The sequence below is a fragment of the Acinetobacter sp. TW_SC_4 genome, from assembly GCF_054861205.1.
Genome location: NZ_CM142174.1, coordinates 1948949 through 1961579, shown reverse-complemented (window position 1 = coordinate 1961579; position 12631 = coordinate 1948949). Strand labels below are relative to the sequence as shown.

Below are 12631 nucleotides of genomic sequence, written 5' to 3'. Positions count from 1 at the left end.
TGCGTATTGAGAAGCACTCTAATGAGCGTTACATCGAGCTGAGGCGATGTGTTCTACAGGAGGTGTCTCATATCTATTTAATGGATTTGATTCAGCAAATTTTAAAGGGAAATATCATGTCTTTGTCATATGAAATGGACAATAGTGGCGCTTGGCAGACCTATCTTGCACAGATTAACCGTGTTGCGCCATATCTGGAAGACGACTTAATTCCATTCATCAACACTTTAAAGCGTCCAAAGCGCGCTTTGATTGTTGATGTGCCAATTGTGATGGACGATGGTTCAATTCAGCACTTCGAAGGCTATCGTGTACAGCACAATTTGTCACGTGGACCTGGTAAAGGCGGTATTCGTTACCATCCAGATGTTGAACTCAACGAAGTCATGGCACTCTCAGCGTGGATGACAATTAAAACTGCGGTTTTAAACTTACCGTATGGCGGTGCTAAAGGTGGTATCCGTGTAGACCCTCGCAAGTTGTCTCCACGAGAACTTGAACGTCTGACTCGTCGTTTTACCAGCGAAATTAGCCCAATCATCGGCCCACAAACCGATATTCCTGCTCCAGATGTAGGCACCAATGCAGACATTATGGGTTGGATGATGGACACCTATTCAAGCATTAAAGGTCATACCGTAACAGGTGTAGTAACAGGTAAGCCTGTGCACTTAGGTGGCTCTTTAGGTCGTGTCCGTGCGACGGGCCGTGGTGTGTTTGTGACAGGTTTAGAAGTGGCTAAGAAAATCAATCTTGCACTTGAAGGTAGCCGTGTAGCGATCCAAGGTTTCGGTAACGTGGGTAGTGAAGCTGCATACTTATTCTACAAAGCCAATGCGAAAGTGGTGTGTGTACAAGACCACACAGGTACGATCTTTAACGCAGAAGGCATGAATGTTAAGCAGTTACAGGACTATGTTGCGATTCATAAAGGTGTAGCAGGTTTCCCTGATGCCACTTTAATTGAAGACGAAGCATTCTGGACAGTGGACATGGATATTTTAATTCCTGCTGCTTTAGAAGGTCAGATTACCGCTGAACGTGCGCAACACTTAACTGCAAAATTGGTCTTGGAAGGTGCGAACGGTCCAACCTATCCAGATGCAGAAGACATTCTATTAGAGCGTCAAATCACGATAGTCCCGGATGTACTGTGTAACGCAGGCGGTGTAACTGTGAGTTACTTCGAATGGGTTCAAGACATGGCGAGCTATTTCTGGACAGAAGAAGAGATCAATCAGCGTTTAGACAAACTTATGGTGTCAGCAGTTGAAGATGTTTGGTTCACTTCGAGCGAAAAGCAGTGCAGCCTTCGTACAGCGGCATACATCTTGGCATGTCAACGTATCTTAAAAGCACGTAAAGAACGAGGAATTTTCCCAGGTTAAGGGGGGAGTTTCGTGCCCTCCGGGGCACATTCAAGACAGAACAACATCAGATTTATTAAGGAAGAACAAACCATGAACCAGAATAGTCAACCTACTCGCCAAGATTTTAATCAGTATATGGTGCCAGTTTTTGCACCCGCTCAGTTTATTCCTGTGCGTGGCGAAGGTTCTCGTTTGTGGGATCAGCAAGGTAAAGAATATATTGATTTTGCAGGTGGTATTGCGGTCAATGCACTTGGGCATGCTCACCCTGTGGCGGTTAATGCTTTGGTCGAGCAAGGTCAAAAGCTCTGGCATATTGGCAATGGTTATACCAACGAACCCGTACTGGCACTTGCAAAACAATTGGTCGATAACACCTTTGCAGACAAAGTGTTCTTCTGTAACTCTGGTGCAGAAGCCAATGAAGCGGCTTTGAAACTTGCGCGCAAAGTGGGCCTACTTTCAGGCTCGGCTCGCAAAAATAAAATTATTGCATTCAAAAATGCTTTCCACGGTCGTACTTTATTTACGGTTACGGCTGGTGGTCAACCGAAATATTCACAAGACTTTGCACCGCTTCCAGAAGGTATCCAGCACTTACCATTCAATGACTTAGATGCAGTACGTGAAGCAATTGATGCAGACACTTGTGCAGTGATTGTTGAACCAATTCAAGGTGAAGGTGGTGTAATTACCGCAAATCCTGAATTCTTAAAAGGCTTACGTGAACTGTGTGACCAGCATGGTGCTGTACTGATTTTTGATGAAGTGCAAACAGGTGTGGGTCGTACAGGTGTTCTATATGCCTATATGAACACTGATGTGACTCCAGACATTTTAACCACAGCCAAAGCTCTCGGCGGTGGTTTCCCAATTGGTGCGATGATCACAACTGACAAATATGCCAACATGTTTGTGGTGGGTGACCATGGTACGACTTATGGCGGTAACCCCTTGGCATCTGCCGTAGCAAATGCTGTATTTGGTTTGATCAATACCCCAGAAGTGTTGAATGGTGTACGTACACGTGCGCAAATTTTTGCTGACGGCTTAAACCAGTTAAATGCACGCTATGGCTTATTTGAAGAAGTTCGTGGTCAAGGTTTATTAATTGGCTGTGTACTGAAAGCTGAATATGCAGGCAAAGCTAAAGACATCGTGACTTTGGCGGGTGAAGAAGGCTTATTGGCGCTGGTTGCAGGTCCAAACGTCGTTCGTTTTACACCATCATTAATTATTCCAGAAGCAGATATCGAAGCAGGTTTACAACGCTTTGAACGTGCGCTCGCGCGCTTTGCTGGCGCGTGATAGGCCACTGGTTATGATGATTGTTAGACATGCAGAGCATCGAGATTTAGATGATATCTACATTCTGGCGGGGAAGTCTGGCATTGGCCTGACTTCTTTACCCCAAAATAAAGAAATCTTATCGGCTCGTATTGCACGCACGCAAAAGACCTTAGCGGGTCAGGCAACACCGAGTGAACAGGGCTATTTATTTGTTTTAGAAGATACCTTGTTACAACGTGTGGTTGGCGTCAGTGCAATTGAAGTTTCAGTGGGTTTAACTGAGCCTTTTTATAACTACCATGTGGGCAAACAAGTCCATGCCTCACAAACTCTGAATGTTTATAAAACCTTAAATACGCTGTTTTTAAGCAATGACCATACTGGTTGTAGCGAACTCTGCACTCTGTTTTTAGACCCAGAGTACCGCAAAGACCAAAATGGAAAACTGCTGTCGAAGATCCGTTTTCTGTTTATCGCTGCTTTTAAACAGGCTTTTCAAAATAAGCTGATTGCGGAAATGCGTGGTTATTCCGATGAAAATGGTCGTTCGCCATTTTGGGATGCCTTAGGCCATCACTTTTTCAATATGGATTTCTCGACTGCGGATTACCTCAGTGGTATAGGGCAAAAAGTCTTTATTGCGGAGTTGATGCCACGTTTTCCTGTGTATATCGACTTGCTGCCGATGGCTGCGCAACAAGTAATTGCACAGGTGCATCCGCAGACGGTTCCAGCCTCTCGTGTGTTGGAGTCAGAAGGGCTGTGTTACCAAGGTTATGTCGATATTTTTGATGCAGGCCCGACACTTGAAGCCGAAGTCAGTAGCCTGCGTGCTGTCAAAGACAGTCACACTTGTGCAGTGAAAATCGTCGATAGCGTTCCAGATGATGCAGGGCGTTATTTGGTGGCAAATGATCGCTATCAAGACTATCGCGCGATTTTGATTCAGCATGCGGCTGAGTCAGACAGTTTAAGTTTAACGGTAGAACAAGCGCATGCCCTTGGTGTGCAAGCAGGGCAAAGCATTCGTATGTTGCCTTTAGATAAGATGGAGCAAAAATAATGTCACAAGGGAATCTATATATAAACGGGACATGGTCTCCAGCGCAAGGTGCGGCATGGGACAAACTCGATCCTGTTACGCAAGAAACAATTTGGCACGGTGCAGAAGCGACAGCTGAGCAAGTTGAACAAGCTTGTCAGTCTGCACGTGCTGCCTTTGCTGCTTGGGCACGTCGCCCTTTAGCTGAGCGTCTTGAAATTATTCAACGATTTGCCAGCTTGTTAGAACAAAACAAACAACAGCTTGCAACGATTATTAGTCGTGAAACCAGTAAGCCGATTTGGGAAACGTTGACTGAGGTTCAGTCGATGATTGGTAAGGTAGCGATTTCAGTGCGTGCTTATCACGAACGTACAGGTGAAAGTCTGACGGCAATGCCAGATGGTGCAGCGTCCTTACGTCACCGTCCGCATGGTGTGTTGGCTGTATTTGGCCCGTATAACTTCCCCGGTCACTTACCCAATGGTCACATCGTCCCTGCGCTGATTGCAGGCAACACTTTGGTCTTTAAACCAAGTGAATTGACGCCGTGGACTGCGGAAGAAACAGTCAAATTATGGCAAGAAGCGGGTTTACCTGCGGGTGTGTTGAACTTGGTGCAAGGTGGCCGTAGCACAGGTGAGGCACTTGCACAATCGCATGAAATTGATGGTTTGTTATTCACAGGCAGTGCCAATACAGGTTATCACCTGCATAAACAATTGGCTGGTGCTCCAGAAAAAATTCTCGCTTTAGAAATGGGCGGTAATAACGCATTAATTATCGACGAGATTACCGACATTGATGCGGTGGTGAATTTGACCGTCCAATCTGCCTTTATTTCAGCAGGTCAGCGTTGTACCTGTGCACGCCGTTTAATCATTAAAAATGGCGCTGTAGGCGATGCCTTCATTCAACGTTTAGTTGAAGTCAGCCGTAACTTGGTGGTGGGTCAGTGGGATGCTCAGCCACAACCGTTTATGGGTGGTGTGATTTCATTGCATGCTGCGCAGCAAATTTTACAAGCACAACAACGCCTGATTGATTTAGGAGCGCAAGTTTTGCTCCCTGTGACTCAAGCGGATGCCAACAGTAGCTTGTTAAGTCCAGGTCTTTTAGATGTGACTCATGTGAGTGACGTACCTGACGAAGAATATTTTGGTCCATTGAGCTGTATCTATCGTTATGACCATTTCGATGAGGCTTTGGCACTAGCAAATGGCACTCGTTTTGGATTGTCGGTGGGTCTAGTTTCACCTGACCGTGCGCTGTTTGATCGTTTATTGATTGAAGCACGTGCAGGCATTGTGAACTGGAACAAACCATTAACAGGCGCATCAAGTGCTGCACCCTTTGGTGGTGTAGGTGCATCAGGAAACCATCGTGCCAGTGCTTTCTATGCCGCAGATTACTGCGCATGGCCAATGGCATCACTGGAAAGTCAGCAGGTAAGCCTACCTGAAAAATTATCGCCAGGCATTGTGCTGTAAGTCGACAGAAAAGGGAGTTTAGAAATGTCAGGCTATGAAATTAATTTTGATGGTTTAGTCGGTCCAACACACCACTATGCAGGATTGTCATTCGGAAACGAGGCATCTACCAAAAACCAAAATAATCTTTCCAACCCGAAGTTGGCTGCCAAGCAAGGTCTGTTAAAGATGAAAGCTTTGGCCGACATGGGGTTAAAGCAGGGTGTATTTGCACCGCAAGAACGCCCTCATGTCCCGACTCTACGAAAATTAGGTTTCCGTGGAGATGATCACAGCGTGATTGAACAAGCGATGCGTACCTCGCCTGCATTGTTATCCGCGTTGAGTTCAGCATCCTGTATGTGGACTGCCAATGCGGCAACCGTTTCACCGTCGGCGGACAGTGCAGATAGTCGTGTGCATTTTACTGCGGCGAATTTAAACAACAAATTCCACCGCTCGATTGAACATGACACCACATCGCGTGTTATGGCAGCGATGTTTAAGGATGAACGTCACTTTGCCCATCACGAAGCACTGCCACCTGTGGCATTATTCGGTGATGAAGGCGCGGCGAATCATAACCGTTTAGGCGGTGCTTATGATCAAGCCAGCGTGCAAGTGTTTGTCTATGGTCAGCAGTTCCTCGGTGGAGGTATTGGACCGAAACACTATCCTGCGCGTCAATCTCTTGAGGCGAGTGAAGCAGTAGCACGTTTGCACCAGCTCAAAGCAGAACAAACGGTATTTATACAGCAGCATCCCGATGTGATTGACCAAGGCGTCTTCCACAACGACGTGATTGCGGTGAGTAACCAGAACGTCTTGTTCCACCATCAGCATGCATTTTTGAATCAGTCTGAAGCGTTGTCAGAAATTCGCGAAAAAATGGCACGCTTGGGTCACGAATTCGTGTCCATTGAAGTACCTGATCAGCGTGTTTCTGTGAAAGATGCGGTCAATACGTATTTGTTCAATAGTCAATTGCTCACGCGTGCCGATGGCGGGATGAGCATTGTGGTGCCTGAAGAATCGCGTCAAAACCCAGCAGTGTGGGGTTATTTAAACGACATGATCCAAATGGGTACACCGATTGACGACATCAAGGTGTTTGACCTACGTGAAAGTATGCGCAATGGCGGTGGCCCTGCATGTTTACGTTTACGCGTGGCGGTGAATGAAGCAGAGCTGAATGCAATCAACCCAAACCTGTTCATGAATGATGCCTTGTTTACCCGTTTAAACACGTGGGTGGATCAGTACTACCGTGACCAGTTGGCGCAACAAGATTTGGCTGACCCGCAATTACTGATTGAAAGCCGTACTGCGTTAGATGAATTGACGCAAATTTTGAACTTAGGTTCGGTGTATCACTTCCAACGTTAAGCAATCGTGCAGGGAAAGCAGATGATAGATTTTCTAGGGGATGTTCTAGCACAACGTTTCCTGACAGTTACGCATGGCGTACAGCATGATTTTCGTTGGGAATGGTTGGCTGAAGGTGTTTTATCTTTTACGCCGAAACAGGCTTATGAAAAAGCAGTCGTGCTTTCCGCGGGTGTGCATGGCAATGAAACTGCGCCAATCGAGTTGTTGGCGCAGCTGAGTCAAGATTTGTTTGCAGGGGTATTAGAGCTCAAGGTTAAGTTATTGCTGATTTTAGGGAATCCTATCGCGATTCGCTCAGGGCAACGCTATGTTGAAAATGATATGAACCGCATGTTCTGCGGAGTCTATCAACAATTTACCGACACAGTTGAAGCGCAGCGGGTGGCGGTCTTAGAACAGATCGTCACCGCTTTTTTTAATGATAGTCCAGCTCAAGTACGACGCTATCATTACGATTTGCATACCGCGATTCGCCCATCTTTGTTGCCGACTTTTGCCTTATTTCCTTATCAAACCCATGACTATGATGCTGCGATGTTGGACAGCCTAAACGCTGCGGAATTGGATGCCTTAGTGTATCACAATGCCGTAGGTCGTACCTTTACACATTTTAGCAGCTCTCAGTTTCAAGCGGCCAGTTCGACGCTAGAACTTGGTCATGCAAAACCCTTTGGACAAAATGATTTGACAGCATTCGCTGCGATTAATCATGTGCTTCGCGCTGTGGTGAGTGAGCAGTCCTTACCTGTGCGCCAAAAACAAGCAATTCAAACTTTTCGAGTCGTTGATTCGATCATCAAAACTGAAGAAGACTTCCAACTGAGTTTGGCAGATGCTGCGCCTAATTTTTCTGTGTTTGAAACTGGTGCTGTCATTGCCTTACAACAGGGCAAACCGTATGTGACTGCACCAGAGCAGGTTCGGATTTTGTTTCCGAATACTCAAGTGAAAAAGGGATTAAGAGCAGGGCTGATTTTAACTGAGGTTTATTCAGGATGATTTTAATCAATTTAATAAATGTGCTGATGGTGGTTTATCGAACTTAAGTCGTTAAATTAATTTTCAATGGAATTGAATATATGGATATTGTTAAAAATATTAATTCAATATTTTTATCTACTGATTATAAGGTAACTTATGGTTGGTGGATTTTTTTGCGTTTATTATTTATTAAGTTATTATTTTTTAATAAAAAATATTTGAATTTGGCATAGGTTTTGCAAGTCGTGTAAACATTATTTAGTGGCTGATAAAGGATTAACTCTACTGGCTCTAAATAGTAAAAATTAATGTTATTGAAAGATAATATGTAGCTTAATTTGGACTGAAATGAAATAAGAAATTATTTTAAAAAAGTCCCATATTTACACCCGTTGGGCTGTAAATTGGAGTAAAAATATGATGAATGGAAAACAAGCCCATCAACAAAAAGAACCTTTAGAAGGTGATTTATTGGGTGGACATCATTACGAGTCAGTTGAGGAAGAACAACTGCAACGCTCACTAACCAATCGTCACATTCAGATGATTGCGATTGGTGGTGCGATTGGTACAGGTCTCTTTATGGGATCGGGTAAGACGTTGGCTGTGTCAGGTACATCCATTATTCTGACCTATTTAATTATTGGTTTCTTCTTCTTCTTCGTCATGCGTGCGATGGGGGAGTTACTGCTTTCCAATACCAACTATAAATCTTTTGCTGATTTTGCAACGGCATATTTGGGTCCATGGGCTGGCTTCTTTTTAGGGTGGTCGTACTGGCTTAGCTGGATTGTCACTGCAATTGCCGATGTGATTGTTATTGGGGGCTATGCACAGTTTTGGTTTCCTGATCTCCCCTCATGGATACCCGCTTTCACCTCCATTGCCATTTTGACTTTGTTGAATTTCGTTGCTGTAAAGTTATTTGGTGAAGTCGAGTTCTGGTTTGCTTTAATCAAGATTATCGCAATTATTTTATTCCTATGTGTTGGTATATATCTCATTACCATTGGATTTGTCTCTCCAGATGGTGTCAAAGCGTCGTTAGCTCATGTGGTTGAGAAAGAGTCTTTGTTCCCTTACGGTTTAACTGGCTTTTTAGCAGGGTTCCAAATTGCAGTATTTGCCTTTGTCGGCATTGAATTGGTGGGTACTACTGCGGCAGAAACCAAAGATCCGCATTATGCTTTACCACGTGCGATTAACTCGATTCCATTACGTATTTTATTGTTCTATATCGGTGCTTTGGTTTGTATTATTGCAGTCACTTCTTGGTCACAAATTTCTCCAGATAAAAGTCCATTTGTTGAAATGTTTACCTTAATTGGTTTGCCTGCGGCAGCCAGTATTGTCAACTTTGTGGTGGCAACCTCTGCCATGTCTTCTGCGAATAGTGGTGTGTTTGCGACCAGCCGTATGTTGTTTGGTTTGGCTGTAGAGAAAGATGCACCGAAAAGTTTTGCCAAACTGTCGAAAAGTAAAGTGCCTGTGCTGAGCCTTATATTTTCAATGTTCTGTGTAGTGGTAGGAACGTCGATTCTGTTTATTGTGCCGAATGTCATGACAGCATTCATTATCATTTCAGCCTTTACTTCTATTCTATGTATTTTTACTTTTGTCATGATTATTTTGTCGTATCTGGCTTATCGTAAAAAAGACCCTGAATTACATGAGCAGTCAGCGTATAAAATGCCAGGTGGTCGATTCATGGCATGGTTTACCTTATTATTCTTGATCTTTGTGGTGGCGATTTTAGCACTAGATCATGACACCATGATTTCATTGGCATTCTCCCCACTTTGGTTTATTGGCTTAGGTATTGCTTATTACTATAAAACGAAAAAATATGCAGAGCGCAGTTGGATTTTGACCCATGGTCGCCGCATTGAGCATGATGACATGCAAGAAAATAATTAGTGAAAAGTGAGAGAGGGTATTTACCCTCTCTTTTGTTATAACGATGAAGAGGGTTTTATTTTGAAAAAGTCGACATTATTTGCTTGTATGTTAGGTGCAGGGCTGTTGAACATCAATAGCAGTTTTGCAGCGCCTTTATTAACCACCCATATTTCAGCTAGCCAATCAGCCGCGCCTCAGGCAAATGCTTGGGTTGAAATTAATGTGCAGGCCTTTGAGCAAAATATTCAGACTTTGCAGCAGCAATTACAAGACAAAAGTCAAATTTGTGCGGTCATGAAAGCTGATGCGTATGGTCACGGGATTGAACTGTTGATGCCGAGTATTATGAAGCTGAATGTACCTTGTGTGGGGATTACCAGTAATGCCGAAGCGGCAATGGTACGTCAGTCTGGTTATCAGGGACGCCTATTAAGACTACGCGCAGCCACAGACCAAGAGATTCAAAATGCGGCTTCTTTAAATATGGAAGAGTTGTTGGGCAATTATGAGCAAGCACAACGTATGTCGCAGTGGGCAAAACAACAGGGTCTAACCATTAAATACCATTTAGGTTTAAATGCAGGTGGTATGGACCGAAATGGTTTAGAGCTGAATAGTGAAATGGGCAAGCAGCAAGCGCTACGTATGACCAAACTGCCAAATTTAAAGTTGATGGGCATCATGACGCATTATGCGGTGGAAGATGAGCAATATGTGCGTGAGCGTTTGGCGGCCTTTAACCAGCAAACGGACTGGTTGATTAAAAAAGCCAAATTAAAGCGAGAAACGCTGATTTTACATACTGCAAATTCTTTTGCGACTTTAACGGTTCCAGAGTCACACTTAGATATGGTACGAGCAGGTGGCGTGATTTATGGTGACAGCCTTCCAGATCGGGTCGAATATAAAAAGCTGATGACCTTTAAAACTCAAGTGGCAACAGTCAATGCTTACTTGAAAGGCACAACAGTTGGCTATGACCAAACGTATACTTTGAAGCGTGATTCACTATTGGCGAACTTACCACTTGGTTATTCAGATGGTTATCGACGGGCTTTTAGTAACAAAGCTTATGTGTTGATTCGAGGGCATAAAGTACCTGTAGTTGGGCGTACCTCCATGAATACGACTATGGTGGATGTCACTGATTTTCCAGATATTCGTGCCAATGATGAAGTGGTCCTGTTCGGCGAACAAGGGGGTGCAACAGTGAAGCAAAGTGATTTGGAAGAATACAATGGCGCTTTGCTGGCAGATGTCTACACCATGTGGGGCAACTCTAATCCGAAGGTTGTGGTGAAATAACCTTTTTAATTGAAAATGGTGTATTCACGGAAAGCTGTTCTAGTTCCTCTCGGCTGAATCATAGACCGATATATGATAAGAACTATGTAATTTTCTTTTGAGTATTAAAGAATATTACGTAGTTCGCGTGCGGTTTCTTGTAGTAAAGGCAGTATGTGTTGAATCAAATACTCTTTGGTTGTGCGCATGGTTGGCGAAACAATATTTGATCCTAGACAGTATCGTGGACAACAAATCCCTCTAAATTCTTGAAATATTTCTGTTCAAAGACTTCTGGGCTTAACCAGCCGTTTGTAGAATGTCTTCTGATTCGATTGTAATAAATCTCAATATAGTCAAACAAGACAGCATTCGCTTCTTTTCGAGTGGCAAATACACTGCCATGGACCACATGAACTTTCAATGTATGAAAGAAGCTTTCGGTCACTGCATTATCCCAGCAGTTTCCCCTGCGTGACATACTTTGAACGCAGTTATTCGTCAATAATAGCGCCCTAAAATCACGACTACAGTACTGTGAGCCTCGGTCCGAATGTACCATGACACCCATTGGATACCCCTGACGAGCCATTGCATAATGAAACGCATCACATACCAATTGACGGTCTATTCGATAGCTGGTTTGCCAACCGACAATACGACGGCTGAATAGATCCAGCATCACACATAAATACAGCCAACCTTGCTTAGTACGGATATAGGTAATATCTGTTGTCCAGATCTTATTGGGTTCATTGACCGTAAATTGACGATCTAACAAGTTAGGTGCTGTAGACAAACGATGGTTTGAATAAGTCGTATGCTTATATTTACATGCAATCCTGCTACGTAAACCAAGCTTTTTAAGCATTCTTCCAACGGTTCGTTCGCTCATGCTGTAACCTAAATCATGCATGTCATGTACCAATGAAGGTGCACCCAATCGTGCATGATGCTGCCAATATACGGCTTTTAAATCATTATATTTCTGCGCTAGATTGGTCTGGCGTTTTCGCCAGGCATAATAGCCTGAAGTGCTGACACCTAGGCATTTACAGGCAGAAGAAACCGTAATTTCAGTCACAGCTAGGCCTTGGATTACCGTATACTTTTCTTGGCATGATCTGTCAGGAAGTACATATGCGCCTTTTTTAAAATATCATTAGCTTCCCTGAGTTGTTTGACTTCTTTTTCTAAATCGAGAATACGCTGTTGTTCTGGCGAGAGCTGTCTTTTGCTGGAACCAGTGGGGTTGGTCTCACGAATCCATTTATCTAATGTTGAATAACCCACACCTAATTTCTGGGCGATAGCAGCCACAGATTCGTGCGAGTTTGAAAGTGCATAATCAATTGCTTGTTGTTTAAATTCTGGACTAAAGCGTTTAGCCATTTTTACATCTCCAAAGTTAACGTTACGTTATCTTTAGAGGGAATCATTAGACTTCTTGCGTTAGTCAAAATTTAAACAGCCCAAAGCTACATTTTATAAGGTTTTAGCCAATTCAAAAATTAGGTAAAACGATACTTTCGCAAGAGGTCTATTGTCCATTATTTTGGCTAGGATCAAGATTACAGTAGTAATCTTTAGTTCCTGAAATTTACTTGGGTGAAAAATGGGTTAAACATTTTTATTTTTATCAAAATAAAGATGAAGTTACCTTTGATTTCAACTTCTACCACCTCTTTTAAATAATTTTTATATTTTGGATTTATTTAACTTCAAGCACTAAAAATAATGAAAAACCGAATTTGTAAATTCGGTTTTTAAGCTTAAGCATGTAACACGGGCTGTGTATCTTGTTTTAAACTTTTTACAGCAGCTAAAAAATCTAGTTGCTGTGCTTGAATTTTCTCAACCCGATTAAACTGATGTTAAAACTTTTTTAAATATCTAACCCTAAGTTT

The 12631-nt window shown here is 43.3% G+C and carries 9 protein-coding genes and 1 pseudogene; 8 read left to right on the top strand and 2 right to left on the bottom strand.

The genetic code is table 11. The features are described 5' to 3' along the window. The first annotated feature begins 113 nt into the window (after positions 1-113). The 8 genes from ACWM1W_RS09365 (at position 114) to alr (ending at position 10745) form a co-directional block, all read left to right on the top strand. The gene (locus tag ACWM1W_RS09365) at positions 114-1388 is read left to right on the top strand and encodes a Glu/Leu/Phe/Val family dehydrogenase (RefSeq protein ID WP_171248480.1); all 1275 of its coding nucleotides are present in this window, start codon (positions 114-116) and stop codon (positions 1386-1388) included. Between the two features lie 72 nt (positions 1389-1460). After that, positions 1461-2678 carry an aspartate aminotransferase family protein gene (locus ACWM1W_RS09360; protein ID WP_034171393.1) on the top strand — a complete coding sequence of 406 codons (1218 nt, stop codon included), beginning with the start codon at positions 1461-1463 and terminating at the stop codon, positions 2676-2678. Between the two features lie 13 nt (positions 2679-2691). Continuing rightward, positions 2692-3723 (top strand): arginine N-succinyltransferase, encoded by a 1032-nt coding sequence (astA, locus tag ACWM1W_RS09355; RefSeq protein WP_034171394.1) that lies wholly within the window; start codon positions 2692-2694, stop codon positions 3721-3723. Beyond that, the gene (gene astD / locus ACWM1W_RS09350) at positions 3723-5192 is read left to right on the top strand and encodes a succinylglutamate-semialdehyde dehydrogenase (protein ID WP_375725550.1); all 1470 of its coding nucleotides are present in this window, start codon (positions 3723-3725) and stop codon (positions 5190-5192) included. Before astA ends, astD begins: the two co-directional genes overlap by 1 nt. A gap of 24 nt (positions 5193-5216) precedes the next feature. Next, a complete protein-coding gene (gene astB / locus ACWM1W_RS09345) occupies positions 5217-6557 on the top strand; it encodes an N-succinylarginine dihydrolase (RefSeq protein WP_375725551.1) in 1341 nt (446 codons plus the stop codon). A 21-nt stretch (positions 6558-6578) separates the two neighbouring features. After that, entirely contained in the window at positions 6579-7559 is a 981-nt protein-coding gene (gene astE / locus ACWM1W_RS09340) for a succinylglutamate desuccinylase (RefSeq protein ID WP_461603201.1), read from the top strand. A gap of 399 nt (positions 7560-7958) precedes the next feature. Beyond that, positions 7959-9458 carry an amino acid permease gene (locus ACWM1W_RS09335; RefSeq protein WP_313583552.1) on the top strand — a complete coding sequence of 500 codons (1500 nt, stop codon included), beginning with the start codon at positions 7959-7961 and terminating at the stop codon, positions 9456-9458. Positions 9459-9518: 60 nt separating this feature from the next. Further along, positions 9519-10745, top strand: coding sequence for an alanine racemase (gene alr / locus ACWM1W_RS09330; protein WP_214002097.1), 1227 nt, complete (start codon positions 9519-9521; stop codon positions 10743-10745). A 104-nt stretch (positions 10746-10849) separates the two neighbouring features. Here the strand turns inward: alr and ACWM1W_RS09325 are convergent. Together ACWM1W_RS09325 and ACWM1W_RS09320 are read right to left on the bottom strand one after the other, a co-directional pair. Further along, positions 10850-10951: pseudogene (locus ACWM1W_RS09325) on the bottom strand (IclR family transcriptional regulator); the annotation flags it as partial. 5 nt (positions 10952-10956) lie between these two features. Continuing rightward, a protein-coding gene (locus ACWM1W_RS09320; protein WP_375725553.1) for an IS3 family transposase occupies positions 10957-12116 on the bottom strand; the annotation gives its coding sequence in 2 pieces (ribosomal slippage) (positions 10957-11870 and positions 11870-12116; 1161 coding nt in all). Between the last annotated feature and the right edge of the window lie 515 nt (positions 12117-12631).